This is a genomic window from Nonomuraea sp. NPDC050643 (genome assembly GCF_040654715.1).
GTDB lineage: Bacteria > Actinomycetota > Actinomycetes > Streptosporangiales > Streptosporangiaceae > Nonomuraea.
This window is the reverse complement of record NZ_JBFAIM010000015.1, coordinates 12,504-25,755: the sequence shown is the minus strand read 5'-3', so window position 1 is coordinate 25,755 and position 13,252 is coordinate 12,504. Positions and strand designations below refer to the sequence as shown.

The window sequence follows — 13,252 nt, the reverse complement described above, 5'->3', positions numbered from 1 at the left end:
GTCACAGGAACCTCTCGGCGATACGGTCCAGGGTGCGAAAGTCGTCGATGCTCAGCGAGCCGACGTCGATCGGTTCGCCGGAGAGCTCTTCCAGCAGGCCGACGAACTCCAGGAACGCGAGCGACTCGAGGAGCCGCGTCTCGATGAGGTCGGTGCCCGGGAGAAGGTCGCCTTCCAAGTCGGGGTTCTTCGACCGGATCCAGGCGACGATCTCGTCCACCTCGGTGTTCCTGGTTTCTCTGAGGTCCATGCCCTTGTCTCCCATCAGCTCGAACCGTGGACGACGGCGAGAGCGCGCTCGGCCCCGCCGTGAGTTCGGATCAAGGTGTGGACCCACCGCTCCACGCCGAAGGCGAGGCAGCTGCTGTAGGCCGGGGCACCGTCGTGCTCGATGCCGAGCCGCTCGCCGAAGAAGTTGCGGTGGCGGTTGACCGAGCCGAGCGCGGTGCCGTCCGGGGCCACGAATTCGATCTTGACAGGATCCAGCCGGTTGAGCAGCGCCCGGGAGCCTTCGTCCAGGTAGAAGGGGTCCGTGGCAGGCAGCTCGTCGAGTTCGATCCCGAGCCCTCTGGCCAGGTCGCGAACCTGCTCTCCCGCCTTCCGCAGGTGTTCCAGCGCGCCTTCCCTGCTTCCCACGTAGACGACCTCCCGCATGTGGAATGCCCTGAGGCGGCGCAGGCCGTCGTAGACCTTCTCGTTGCGGTAGCAGCGGCCGATCGCGGTGAGCAGTCGCGACGTCTGGATCTCCCGTTGCCGGAGCGTCATGAGCAGCCCGTAGCAGGTGGCCGTCGGCAGGAGGCAGTCTGTCGGCTCCAAAGCGTCCTCGGGTGTGGGAACCCCGCCCTCCTTACCTGCCAGCCGTGCGGTCGCCTCCTCCGAGTACATGGCCACCGGGAGCGCGAGATGGGGAAAGTTCGCGAAGAAGTCAAGCCGGGTCAGCAACTCGGCGGGCAACATCGCGGGGCTGATGATCGGCCGTGCGCCCAGGTGCTCGGCGATCCGGCGGAAACGGTCGTCCAGTGCACCGAAGATCTCGGCCTCGGCGGAGTCGAGCACCGCGACTCCCGATGCGAGGAACATGGCCATGAGGGCTCCTGTCAGTCGAACAGGCCGATACGCCGGTAGAAGGAGACGGTTCGTTCGGTGATGCGATCGTGCGCGACTTGCCGAGCAGGGTCGGCCAGCACCGTGGCCCGGAACCGTGACGGCGAGGCGAATCCGGCGTCGCGGTAGGCGTCCACGCTGTACAACATCTGGATGATGAGATCGATGTAGCGACGCAGATAACCGGCGACGTCCCGTACGGCATCGGCCGGATGACCTGCCTTGACCCGGTTGAAGAGCGCGGAGACCAACTGGCCGCCGAAGGCGATGTGCCGGGACTCATCACGGTGGTGGATGCGGTTGACCTCCCGGACGGTGTCCGGGAGGCCCTGATCCGCAGCCATCCTGGCGTTGAAGAAATCACCGATCTGCTCGAAGATCAATATCTGGCTGAACACGATGAGGTTGTTCATCTCCGGCGAGCGCTCGGCGGCGGGGAAGACCATGCGCCGGTCCGGATACATGCGACCGCCGTACCTGAGACAGAATTCGGCGAAGAACCACATATGCTCGTTCTCCTCGCCGATGAAGTGGTGGAAATAGGGCGTCGGGATCTCATAGCCGGGGGTGTGGATGCGGCGCATCACCTCGATGAGCAACTCCCTGATCCCGTGGGCGATCAAGCTGTAGAGGTTGACGCTCTCCCAGCGAGAGAGCTCGACGAGCTGCTCCGGCGGGATGTCCCGCTCCACCGCGGTGCCGTGGACCGAGAGCAGTTCCCTGCTCATCCACAACGATGCGGGCTTGATCTCGTCCGGCCACCGGAAGGCGCGATAGGGGTTGTAGTAGTCCTCGACCGAGGCCTCCGTGAGCCTGCTCACGGCCCTGGAGAACTCCTGTGTCCACTCAAGCGCTGAATCCACACCGGCTCGCAATCCGCAGTCATGAAATCTCTCGGCCGCGCTCCGCAACCGACCGTGGACTTTCCAGGGTTCGGTTTCATCTGAGATTCCGCCGCGACATTCAACAAAGGTCGCGACCGGCCTCGGCACAAGGGAGCGCAGTCCATCACGTGCGGCAGCACACTGCCATATCCGCCCCAAGCGTGTTAGCCCGGACGAGCGCCACGTCGAACGCCCACGAAATCGCCGCGGCGTTGCCGGCTCCCGCGACTTTCAACTGCTCAGAACAACCGGTTGAACGACGTCGCACCATTGGTGTCGGGCCGGACGATCCTCGATCGTGTCCGCCCGTCGGAAATCGCCGGACACGCCGCCGGTCGGGAGGATCGCGCGGCGGCCACCCGGCTGCGTACGGAAAACCGCTGCGCGCGAGGGAGCCCAGGCCGCGACGACAGGGGTTTCCCCAATACCGGAAACATACCGCCCAACCGTATTCTCGGCCCTGATCGCGCACGCGTTCAGGGGAGACGGCTGTGCATGGTCCGCGGTTCGGTGATCCCACTTGACGAGCCCCGGGCACGGACCTGGCCATCAGCACAGCGATCTGCGGTTTCCGTGATTATCGGGAGGAAGCTTTTTGAAGAGAAGCGTTTCAGAGCCGACGGACCGAGGGAGCGGTTTTGTCGCCGACGATATCGTACGAGTGAGGCTCGATGATTTGACGGAGGCGGATTCACCACGCCGCCAGGGGGTCGATCTGAACCACGTTCGCGCACTGGCCGAGGTCGAGGACCCACTTCCGCCCATACTCGTGCATTTCACCACCATGCGCGTTATCGACGGGATGCACCGTCTGACCGCCGCCCGTCTGGTCGGCCGCTCCGACATCGAGGTGCGGTTCTTTCATGGAGACCCCGACGAGGCATTCCGGTTCGGGGTGCAGGCGAACGTCTCACATGGTCTGCCGCTGAATCTGGCCGATCGGAAGATGGCCGCGGCACGCATCATCTGGTCGCACCCGCATCTCTCCGACCGGGCCATCGCATTGTCGGCGGGATTGGCGGCGGCGACCGTGGCGTCCATGCGCAGGCAGGAGGACGGGTCCGGTGAGGCCACGGCCAGGACCGGCGCAGACGGTAAGGTCCGGCCGCTGGACGCCGCGAAGGGGCGATTGGTCGCCAGTGAGGTGCTTGCCGAGCACCCGGATGCCACCCTCCGGGAAATCGCGCAAGCGGCGGGGATCTCGATCGCAACCGCGCAGGACGTGCGCCGACGGGTGCTCGCGGGTGAGAACCCGGTGCCTGAGCGATTGAGGTCCGCCGGAGGGGGTGTGTCCCAGCACAGGGCGGCGACGAACGGCGGTGGCGTTGTGGACCGGATCGACCTCCCACGAGTGATCGACATCCTGCGGCGGGACCCGTCACTTCGCTATTCCGATTCCGGCCGCATGGTGCTCAGGTGGCTGGACTCCAGGACCGTGACGACCACGCAGTGGGCAGAGATCGCGGAGAGCATTCCGCCGCACTGCATGGCCTCCATCTCCAAGGTGGCGAGAGAGTGTGCCCGGACGTGGTCGGAGATCGCCGAGATGATCGATGACGTGTGACCGTCTCCGGCATCGGAGGGCCGGTGTGATCCCGGGTCGACGAGGCGGATCAGGTGTCCTTTGAGGCCGCGCCCTTCTCGGCCCTCTCACTGTTCCAGGACTTCATCCGGCTGTTGAGATGGGCGCCGATGCGCGCCATGGCTTCGGGGCCGGCCATGTCCAGGTGGTCGCAGTCCAGCTGAACGCGATCGACGCCGCGTACGTGACCGTCCCAGCGCCGCGGATCGGACGCGATCCGGCTGGGGTGCCGGGACGTGCCGGCGAAGAACGTCAGCTCCCCGTCGAAGACTCCCGGCACATGGCCCAGCAGCAGCCGGAAATGGTTCACCGTCGACGCCATGAGACGTTCGATCGTCGCGAGGTCGAGCTCGGGGAAGGTCGGGTTGTGGGCTTTGAGCTGACGCTTCAGATCTTCGGCCGTGGCGTCCGCGGGCAGCTCGGCCATCGCCAGCTCCGCCGCATCGTCGCTGCCGAGCAGGGTGCTGAGCGCCTCCCGGACGAGCTCCTCCTCGCCGACCTCCCCCAGCTCCGGAAGCGGTGCGGCGTCCATGACGGACAGCAGAGCCACCTCCTCTCCTGACCGCTGGAGCAGCACCGCCAGCCGGTGTGCGACAAGACCACCGAACGACCAGGACAGAAGGTGGTACGGGCCGTGCGGCTGGATCCCGCGGATTTCGCGAAGATAGCCGTCCGCGATCTCCTCGACGCTCGACGCGAGATACCCCGGGGACCGCAGGGACGCCGTCTGCAGGCCGTACACGGGGTGTTCCTGGGCGAGGTGGCCGAGCAGCATCACGTAACACCAGCTCAGCCCGAGCGCCGGGTGGACGCAGAACAGTGGCGGCTCCGTGCCGGCCGGCCTCAGCGGGAGAACGACTCCGAACAGACCGTGCGCGTCGCGGCCAGTGCCGCGGTCTGCCTCCCCGGAAGGCGTCGTGGAGCCGGAGCCACCGGACCCGTCTGGCGATCCGCCCAGGCCGACGGGAGCAGCCGCTCCTGACGTCAGCGTGGCGAGCGACCGTTCGCGATCTCCGAGCATCTCCGGGATCAGCGTGCCGATCTTCTCCGCCAGCTTGCGGCAGAGATCCTCGCCGGCCTCCTCACTCCCCCGCTCCACCTCCAACCCGATCCGTCCGGGCTCGTCGACCACGCTCAAGGTGACCGCGTTGCCCCTGCCGGGGTGGGGCCGTGCCTTCAACAAGCCGGCGGCGGGCCGCTCATCGGCGCACACGTACTCGAAGAATCCGTCCACCACCGGATCGTCGTGAATATCCCTCCGCGCGGCGGAGGTGACCTGGGAACGAATCTGCCCAAGGTATTCCCGAATGCTCTGCTCACCGTCAGGAGCCACCCGGATCAGTACGAGGTCGGCCCGTGGAGCGGCCGTCGAGGACGGTCCGGCCTCCGCCCGCGCGTCAACCGGAAACGCCACCACCGATTCGGGACGACCGCCGACGTCCCGCAGGGCAAGTGCCTGAGCGGCGAGGTAGAACATCGACGGCGTAAGCCCGCTCTCGGCGCAGACCCTCTGAACCGCGGAAGCGACGTCAGCGCCGAATTCCATCCGGACGCCTCGCAGGGCTCCCGCCACGCGGACGTCCTCGAGATGAATCGGCGCAGCCGGCCCACCGGAGGCTCGAACCCGATCGACGTCAACGGACAGGACCCGGATGATCGCGTCCTTCCGCTCCGCGACCCGCGCCAGCAGCTCCGGTCCCACGACGCCCCGGCGCGCCTCCATGCGGAGGCTCCCGTCTTCGACCCGGAGCCGCACGCCCAGCCGGCGCAGGCTCGACGTCAGCTCGCGCGCCTCATCCGCGATCCTGGAATCCATCAGAACACGAACTCCTCTATGTTTCCGCCAGACCGGTTCGCGGTCTCCCCTGGCTCAGCGAGTTCCGGCCCAGCCCTCCGGCCCCGGGGAGGCGCCGCATGAGGCTCATTCATCCCTGAAAGAGCTGATCCACGTCAAGCGGCCACCTGAAGGCCCGACGTCTCCGCGTATTCGGTGAGGTGATCGCCTGGTCGTGCCTTCGCACCGAGGCTCCCAGCGCTTGCTCGTGCCCTTCCAGGTCGTCAGCGAGCCCACCCATGGGAACGGCGGCACGCCGCCCCGCCTCCCCCGCCCATTTTGTTCGGGCGAAACCCCAACGGTTGACCGAACCGTGATCACGGTGAGGGACGTTCACCTGACACGCCTGCGGTCCCACCATCCATAGGCTCGCATTCAGGGCGCAGGGGGCGAAGCACGCCTTCTCCCCGTTCGCCTGCCATGTCAGGGGTGGCAGGCTCGCCCGCTCTGGAGGTTCGCCGATGTCCACCCCTTACCCGCCCTCCGGTACGCCCGGACCTCCGGGCGGCCGGCACCACGCGCAGGGCTGGCCTCCCCCCGGCTTTCCACCTCCCGCACAGGGCAGACCGGCCCCAGGCGGGCCGGGACCGGGCATGCCATGGCCTCCCGGCCCCGGCGGGCCGCCGCCCCACCCGCAGGGTGGCCCCGGAGGGCAGTGGTCTCCTCCCCGGCGAAACGGCAACGGACGTGGGGGGAAGGGGCTGCTGATCGCCGTCGTCGTCGTGCTCGGCGTCGTCCTGATCGGCGGACTGGCGGGGGGCTGGCTGCTCCTGAGTCGCGGCGAACCCCGCCCGCCCGCGAACCCGACCTCCGGCCGAGGCGATCCGGTCCGGTCGCCCACGGCCAAGGAGGCGAAGACCGCCGAGGCGGTGAAGCTCCGGGCGATCACCGGCGATCAGCTCTGCGCCGCCGTACCGGACGATCTCCGTAAGAGCCTGGTCGCCGATGCCGAATACGGCGGGAAGAACGCCTCCACCGGGGCCGCCGCCGACACTGAGAAGCGGGCGGCCTGCGGCTGGACGAACAACAAGATGGACGTCGGCAACGGCGCCCTCGGCTATCGCTCGCTCAGCGTCTCCGTGGAAGCCAAGAGCGAAGAGACGCGCAGCGCCGTCGCATACGCCACAGACCGCTTCGACGAGGACAAGAAGGCGCACGAGCAGCGAGTCAACGTCCGCAACGGCAAGCGGATCGACGGCAGGACCTCGGGCTCGGCGTTCGGCGAGCTCAAGGCGCTGGAGTACGGCGACGCCTCCTACAGCCAGACCTCGATCGGGAGGAGCGGCCTCAAGGCGGAGGTGTTCGTCCGGCAGGGGCCCTGGTTGATCAAGGTGACTTACGGCGGCGACAACCGGACCGGCGCCAAGTACCCCTCCGGCGACGAGACGCGGGCCGCGGCCGGGAAGGTCGCCGAGCGCATCACCGCGGAAATGGCCAAGAGTGCCGGCCAGGTGAAGGTCACCGGGCCCTGCGGCATCGTCAGCGCCCGACAGATCGAGTCGGCGTTCTTCCCCGCTGCCGGCGGACCGTCCGTCAGCACCAGTGACGGCAGCATCAAGCAGACCGCCTGCACCTGGTCGGTCAAGGAGGCCGTCAAGCACCGGCCTGGGCAGGAATTCACCGCTCGCGGCGGCCAACTGGACATCCGCGTGGTCGACTGGGGCGGCGGCGACACCGGATCGACGTTCCAGTTCGATCGCGACGCGAAGAAGTACGACCGCTACCACGCCAAGGGCGGTCTCACTGACGATCGCCTCCACATCGCCTACGAACCCCGTCAGGAGCTCTCCGGGCTCGGCGAGAAGGCATTCGTCGTGGTCTCCAGCACCACCAAGCGCTACGACAAGAGCGCGCCGCCCACGATGGACATCCTCATCAAGATCCTGGCCGGGAACCGGACGATCGAGGTCACCTTCCGGGGGACGACGACCGGAGGCGGCCTCGTCGACGCCGCCGGCTACCGGGCACCGTTCTTCGATCCGGCGGTCGCGCGACAGGCCCTGACGAAGGTGGCCAAGACCTTTCTCGACGGCCTGAAATGACGTGCGTCGCTTCTAGACTTCTACGCATGGACGAGTTGCGGGGGCAAACGGCGACATGGCGGTTCGATGAGCAGAAAGTCCTCATTCAGTACGACTCCAGGTGGCGTACCCACGCGCTGCTGAAAACCCTCGGCCGTTGTGAGGTCCCCCTGCCCGCCATCGCGGCGGTCGATTTCACCTCCGCGGGCAAGAAGGGCTGGCAGCTCCGGCTCCGGCTCCGCGAACGCGCCGACCCCTACGCCGCCGTCGGGTCGCCGCTGGCCGACAAGGGGCAGCCGTTCCTGCTGACCGGCGGATCCGACACGGAACTCGTCGCCGAATACCACGCCGACCAGCTCCGGATCGCGGCCGACGCCGCCCGGCTCGCCGACGACCGCCGCCGGCCGGAGGAGTACGCCCTCGCGCTCGTCCCGCCCATACCGCTGCACATCCGGACGTCGGAGGGCACGGCCATGTTCGACGGGACGACCATCCGGCTGGAGTGGTCCGACGAAGCCAGTTCCCGCAAGACCAGGAAACGCCGGATGGAGTACGCGCTGGCGGACATCCGGCGCGTCGAATGGTTCCCGCAGAAGTCCTTGGACGAGGGCTACCTGCGCATCGTGACCTGGGAGGAGGACGCCGACCCGAAGGCGGCCAAACCGAGCAAGGACTTCGCCTGCCTGCTCGCCGAGGACAGCGCCAAGCAGGACGCCTGGACGCTGGTGATGGCCGCGACGGTCACGGCGCACCTGTGGACGGCGACGCCGGGCCAGGCCGAGCGCCCCCAGCTCACCGCCGGTCCGGACGCCGACACCCGCAGCGTCTACGACCGCATCCGCGAGCTCGGACGGCTGCACGGGGAGGGCCTGCTCACGGACGAGGAGTTCACCTCGAAGAAGGCGGAACTCCTCGATCGCCTCTGACCCGCGGTCTACCGATCGTTGAGGATGAGTTCGCTCAGTCGGTGCAGCCGGCGGAAACAGCCGCCGGCCAGCGCAGATCGTGGAAACGTAAGCGATCAGCCTTGATGAGCGAACGGCGATGCCGCCTTTTCTCGACGCGTCGCCGGGCGGCGAAATCGTCCATCTCTGCGCGCCAGGCACTCCGGCTGGTTTCCAGGACGTCCAGAGCACGAAGCACGCCCTCTCATCCTCCGATCGGGTGATAGCAGCCGGCAGCAGAGCGCGGTGGCGTGCCTCGTGCGGGAGTGAGCGATGGCGTCAGGCGTCGGTCGAGGTGGCGAGGGCGCTGCCCGCCAGCCACTCCTTCCACGACTTGGCCCAGGGCGTGGGCCCGTTGCCGAACTGGAGTTTGCGCGACGTACCCGTGACGTTGATGATGTCCCCCCGCTGGGTGAAGTGATAGAACCAGTGGGCGTTGTCCGTACTGGCGTTCACGCAGCCGTGGCTGACGTTGCGGCTCCCCTGATCGCCGGTCGACCAGGGCGCGGCGTGGAAGAACATGCCGCTGTAGGTCATCCTGACGTTCCACTTGGTGTGGTGGAAGTACTCGCCCGGTATGCCGATGGTGCTCGAGTCCATGAGAAAGTCGGCCGCCTTCTCTTGGGCGATCATGGTGCCGGAATAGCTCTCATAGCCCGGCTTGCCCAAGCTGACCGGGATGGTTCTGACGACCTCGCCGTTCTTGCGCACGATCGCTCGGTGGGTCTTGTTGCGGATCGTGGTGATGTGCTCGGGGCCAACGGTGAAGGTCACGGTACGGTCCTTGGTGCCCCACAGGCTCTGCCCGATCCGCAGGCCGGCCAGGTGGGCGACCACCGTGACCCGCTCGCCGCTCGGCCAGTATTCGCGCGGCCGGAACTGCACCTCCCGGTCGCTCACCCAGCTCCACGCGCCCTCGACCGGTTGGGACATCTGCACCGTCAGCGAGCGCTCGACCGCGGCCCGGTCCTTCTGCTCGGTCACCGGCTTCGACAGCAGGAGTTGGATCGGCATCCCGACGCCGACCTTCTCGCCGTTCAGCGGCGACATGCCGGTCTCCAGCACCCGCCTCGGCTTCAGCGTGGTGAACGTGGCCCGCTTCGTGACCATCTGCCCGCCGTCGGCACTGGTGGCCCGCGCGCTCACCGTGTACGTCGTCGCCGGCCGCAACGGCCACGTGGGCCGCCACGTCCCGTCCGCGCCGACGCTCCCGCTGACCTCGCGTCCCGCGGCGTCGGCGACGATCAGCCTGGCGATCTTGCCGTCGGTGATCCTGACGCGGATCTCGGTGTCCGGCGGAACCTTCTTCGTGCCGTCCGCCGGCATGATCGACAGTCTGGGCGGCGGCACCTGCACCTGCCGCTGCTCCAGCGGCCTGCCGGGGTCGCCCGTGGTGCAACCGGCGCTCAGGAGCAGCACCATCGTGGACGTGCTGACGAGTAGGGTGCCGCTGTTCCGCATAGCGGATGCCTCCATTTCACCCGACACGCAGGCATATTTCGGACTAGGTAGCCAATTGGCGAGACGAAGAGCGTTATGCCCGTTACTGACAGTAATCATGCGGTGATTCCCCGACTGATGGCGTAATGGAAGTCGATCAGGTGAGAAAAGCCGCGGTATCCCGACGCCCATGGGCGGAAGTGGCGTTTCCTGGCGTCCGACCTGAATTGCGGCTTTCCGGCCGCTGACGCCTAATTTGCTATAGATAGCCCGGAAATGTGTCTTCACGGTGTTGAGCGTCACGTACAGCTCAGCCGCGATGTCGCGTTGCAACATGTTCGCCGGCAGGTACCGCAGGACGGCCATCGCGTGGTAGCCGGGGGTATTCGCTCTCAGGGGTGCCGATGTCCCGGGGCGTTAGTCGATCCAGACGATGGCCAGGTCATCGCCGTAGCGGTGAGCGAGCGCGGAGAACAGTGCCACGCTCACGGAGCATTCGCCCCCGAGGGTCGTGATCCGTATCGGGCCGTCGCGTTTCCTTGAGGCCCTCGTCGGACCTGGTGACCGGGACCGTCGCGGTGGAGCCGTCGTGCGGCGGCAGGGTCGTTCCGAGGACCGCCGTGCCGACGGCGTGGCCGCGGCGGGCGACGTCGAACAGGGAATGTTCATGGGCACTGGAGGTGCCGGTGCCCTGCCACTGAGGCCAGAGCAGCCCGCAGGCTCCCGCCGTCGCGCGCGGCGGGGCCGGTCATGAGGTTGATCCGGGTCACCAGCGTTGGCGGCACGTACGGTGCCGCCGTTGCCGAGTGCCTTGCCGTTGCTTGGCTGCGGGCGTGGGGGTTATCGGGTGACGGCCATCAGGTTCACCACGGTGTACTCCTTACCGCCACCACGCGTCTTGACGGCGCAACCGGTGGTTTTGCCGCACTCTTCGTAAGACTCCTGGTCGGCGTCCCAGTAGACGGCGGTGGACGGTGAGGAGGAAGACGTGCTCACCGTCATGCTGCCGGACAGCACGCCGGCCGATCGCCGGCCGATTCCGGCGGACACGCCGGTCGCCAGGTCGTACACCACGGCGATCGGCACGTCGGTCTTGGTCCGATCCGGGTCGTACACCTTGAACACCGCGTACCGGTCACCCATCAGTGAGCGCATGCGGTTCGGCCGCAGCCCCTGAGGCAGGCTCTTGCGCTCGGAGCCGTCGATGCGCTGCACGATCACGTGCCCCTCCAGGACGCCGACGCACCACTGGGCGTTGCACTGCATCGCCTCCACACCGGCGGGCAGCGAGACGTCGAACGACTGGCCGGTCTCCAGATTGACGAGACGGTTCTGGTTCGCGTCCGGGCGTTCGCCGGCCCGGCCTGCGGCCCATGGCCAGGCAGTCAGGTGGAGCCCGTCGGTGCCGGGCAGCCGCTCGGCGGCACCACCACCGCTCAGCGGCATGCGGTAGACGCCGCCCTTCCGCACCGACCACACGACGAAGCCGTCCGTGACGGCGATCTTCTCGACGTCGGCGTCGACCTCGCCCACGCGCCGAGCCGCACCGCCCTGTCTGGGCATGATCCAGAAATCCGCCCAGTCGTCGGAGTCCTGGGGCGTCTCGCCGAACCAGGCAATGTACTCGGCGCCCACCGCGAAAAGCTGGGGGTAGTACTTCTTCTCAGGGCTGGGGATGGAGCCGAGCACACGGCTCCTGCCCGAGGCCGAGTCGTACGTCTCGAGCCGCCCGGCCTTCTCGAAGCGGGAATTGGCGACCAGCAGCACCTCGGTGGCGCTCAAACCGGTCACCGGATACGTTTTCCAACCGTCCGGGTTCTTCAACGGGACCTTGAGCATCGCCTGCGGCCACAACTCGGCGACCGGCTTCGTCGCGGGCACCAACGCCTCGGAAACGGACGGGGAGGGGCTGACCTCCACGGCGGGCCCAGGCTGCTGCCGGTCCTCACCCGGCAGGACCGCCGTGACGCCGCCCGCGATCGCCACCACGGCCACCGCCGCGAGCAGAACCTGCACCCGCTGCCTGGTCCGCCTCGTGCGCCGCCGCCGGGCCACACCCTCCGCGAGATCGCTGCGACGCACCTGGTCGGCGGCTGCGCGCAGGGTCTGGATCAGGTCCTGTTCGTCTCTCATCGTGCCTCCTGAAAAGCGCGCTCGATCTGGAGCTTGTCCAAGGCGCGGGCGGCCTGGCCGCGTACGGTCCCGCGGGAGACGCCGAGGATCTCGGCGATCTCCTGGTCCGGCAGGTCCTCGTAATAGCGAAGGACGAGGACGGCTCGCTGCTTGCGGGGCAGTTCCTGAAGGGCGGCCCACAGGCCGCCGTCCCCGAGCCCACCATGCTCGGGGACTGCGGCGACCAGCTCCTCACGGTGACGCCGCCGCCACGACCTGACGTGCAGCCTGACCATGATCGTGCGCACGTACCCCTCGGGGTCGTTCTTCTTGCGCACACGGAACCAGGCATCACCCAGCCGTGCCAGCGCCTCCTGCACGAGATCGACCGCCTCTTCGGAGTTACCGGCAAGCACGTAGCCGTAGCGAAGGAGCGCGTCCCCCCGTGCCTGAATGAACTCGTCGAAATCTTCCACGAACCCAAGGAACGACAAGTGCCCCAACCTGTTGCACGAGATCAGCAGATCGTTGGACACCGACGAAAGCCGGCTCGCCACCCGCGACTGGGCGGAGGAGCCCGGAAAGTTCTGAAAGAAGTCCGGGAGGCGTGTCGGATCGGGGCGGTGGTGTTCGTAGCAGGGGTGAGGCCGCCACAAGGCGCGCGACCAACCTCCCGCAAGGAGACCATCATGACTGCCACGTACACCTTCGACATCTTCTCCACGCTCGACGGCTTCGCCAACCACAACGGCGACTGGGGCGGCTACTGGGGCAAGCAGGGCCCCGAATTCCTCGCGTACCGCGCCGCCGCCTACCGCGACCCGCTGCGCATGGTGCTCGGGGCCAAGACCTACTCGTCGAACGCGCCGTTCCTCGACGCGGGCTTCGACCGCGGCCTGTTCGACGGGTGGATCACGCGCATGCTCGACTCCCCGGTCACGGTGCTCTCCAGCCGGCTGACCGAGCCGCTCGCGTGGCCGGGCACGACCATCGAGTCCGGCGATCCCATCGAGGTGGTCACGCGCCTCAAGGCCGAATCCGATGTGCCGCTGCGCTCCCACGGCAGCCTGACGCTCAACCGGGCGCTGCTGAACGCCGGCCTCATCGACACCATCGAGGTGACGGTCTTCCCCGTGATCTCCGGGACGACCGGCGTGGACCGGATCTTCGACGGTACGGACGACTTCGACCTCGAACTGCTCGAGGCCCGGACCTTCGACGGCCACACACAGGTGCTGACCTATCGGCCGACCCGACACGGTTGATCGGCGACGGGGCGGCGATCTGGTCGGTCGGTCCGCTGCCCCCGTTGCCGCAGGCGGCGCGAGGAC

12 protein-coding genes and 1 pseudogene are annotated in these 13,252 nt (G+C 67.7%); 4 read left to right on the top strand and 9 right to left on the bottom strand.

Annotation, left to right across the window (positions count from 1 at the left end; translation table 11 throughout):
* Window position 1: 1 nt before the first annotated feature.
* Genes AB0I15_RS21400 through AB0I15_RS21390 form a run of 3 tightly spaced genes read right to left on the bottom strand, consistent with a single transcriptional unit; the run spans window position 2 to window position 1,925 of the window.
* Window positions 2-250, bottom strand: coding sequence for an acyl carrier protein (locus tag AB0I15_RS21400; protein ID WP_358097984.1), 249 nt, complete (start codon window positions 248-250; stop codon window positions 2-4).
* Window positions 251-264: 14 nt separating this feature from the next.
* The gene (locus AB0I15_RS21395) at window positions 265-1,086 is read right to left on the bottom strand and encodes a hypothetical protein (RefSeq protein WP_358097980.1); all 822 of its coding nucleotides are present in this window, start codon (window positions 1,084-1,086) and stop codon (window positions 265-267) included.
* 11 nt (window positions 1,087-1,097) lie between these two features.
* The gene (locus AB0I15_RS21390) at window positions 1,098-1,925 is read right to left on the bottom strand and encodes a diiron oxygenase (protein ID WP_358097977.1); all 828 of its coding nucleotides are present in this window, start codon (window positions 1,923-1,925) and stop codon (window positions 1,098-1,100) included.
* Window positions 1,926-2,649: 724 nt separating this feature from the next.
* On the opposite strand from AB0I15_RS21390, the gene AB0I15_RS21385 reads away from it, so the two are divergent.
* On the top strand, window positions 2,650-3,552 hold the full coding sequence (locus tag AB0I15_RS21385) for a ParB/RepB/Spo0J family partition protein (protein ID WP_358097974.1): 903 nt from the start codon (window positions 2,650-2,652) through the stop codon (window positions 3,550-3,552).
* Window positions 3,553-3,601: 49 nt separating this feature from the next.
* Here the strand turns inward: AB0I15_RS21385 and AB0I15_RS21380 are convergent, their stop codons facing one another.
* Complete coding sequence (locus AB0I15_RS21380; RefSeq protein WP_358097971.1) at window positions 3,602-5,386, bottom strand: thioesterase domain-containing protein; 1,785 nt, start codon at window positions 5,384-5,386, stop codon at window positions 3,602-3,604.
* A gap of 611 nt (window positions 5,387-5,997) precedes the next feature.
* Here AB0I15_RS21380 and AB0I15_RS21375 point away from each other — a divergent pair.
* Both AB0I15_RS21375 and AB0I15_RS21370 read left to right on the top strand, forming a co-directional pair.
* A complete protein-coding gene (locus tag AB0I15_RS21375) occupies window positions 5,998-7,446 on the top strand; it encodes a hypothetical protein (RefSeq protein ID WP_358097968.1) in 1,449 nt (482 codons plus the stop codon).
* Window positions 7,447-7,472: 26 nt separating this feature from the next.
* Window positions 7,473-8,351 (top strand): DUF4429 domain-containing protein, encoded by an 879-nt coding sequence (locus AB0I15_RS21370; protein ID WP_358097965.1) that lies wholly within the window; start codon window positions 7,473-7,475, stop codon window positions 8,349-8,351.
* Window positions 8,352-8,385: 34 nt separating this feature from the next.
* On the opposite strand, the gene AB0I15_RS21365 is transcribed toward AB0I15_RS21370, so the two are convergent.
* From AB0I15_RS21365 to AB0I15_RS21345, 5 genes and pseudogenes are all read right to left on the bottom strand, one after another.
* Entirely contained in the window at window positions 8,386-8,568 is a 183-nt protein-coding gene (locus tag AB0I15_RS21365) for a hypothetical protein (RefSeq protein WP_358097962.1), read from the bottom strand.
* Window positions 8,569-8,648: 80 nt separating this feature from the next.
* A complete protein-coding gene (locus tag AB0I15_RS21360; RefSeq protein ID WP_358098429.1) occupies window positions 8,649-9,830 on the bottom strand; it encodes an Ig-like domain-containing protein in 1,182 nt (393 codons plus the stop codon).
* 213 nt (window positions 9,831-10,043) lie between these two features.
* Window positions 10,044-10,175, bottom strand: a pseudogene (locus tag AB0I15_RS21355) (LuxR C-terminal-related transcriptional regulator); the annotation flags it as partial.
* Window positions 10,176-10,649: 474 nt separating this feature from the next.
* Entirely contained in the window at window positions 10,650-11,942 is a 1,293-nt protein-coding gene (locus tag AB0I15_RS21350) for a hypothetical protein (protein ID WP_358097959.1), read from the bottom strand.
* Window positions 11,939-12,397: a SigE family RNA polymerase sigma factor gene (locus AB0I15_RS21345; RefSeq protein WP_358097956.1), complete on the bottom strand. Its 459-nt coding sequence runs from the start codon at window positions 12,395-12,397 to the stop codon at window positions 11,939-11,941. The genes AB0I15_RS21350 and AB0I15_RS21345 overlap by 4 nt, the downstream gene beginning before the upstream one ends.
* Before the next feature lie 213 nt (window positions 12,398-12,610).
* Between AB0I15_RS21345 and AB0I15_RS21340 the strand changes: the two genes are divergently transcribed.
* Window positions 12,611-13,186 carry a dihydrofolate reductase family protein gene (locus AB0I15_RS21340; RefSeq protein ID WP_358097953.1) on the top strand — a complete coding sequence of 192 codons (576 nt, stop codon included), beginning with the start codon at window positions 12,611-12,613 and terminating at the stop codon, window positions 13,184-13,186.
* Window positions 13,187-13,252: the final 66 nt, after the last annotated feature.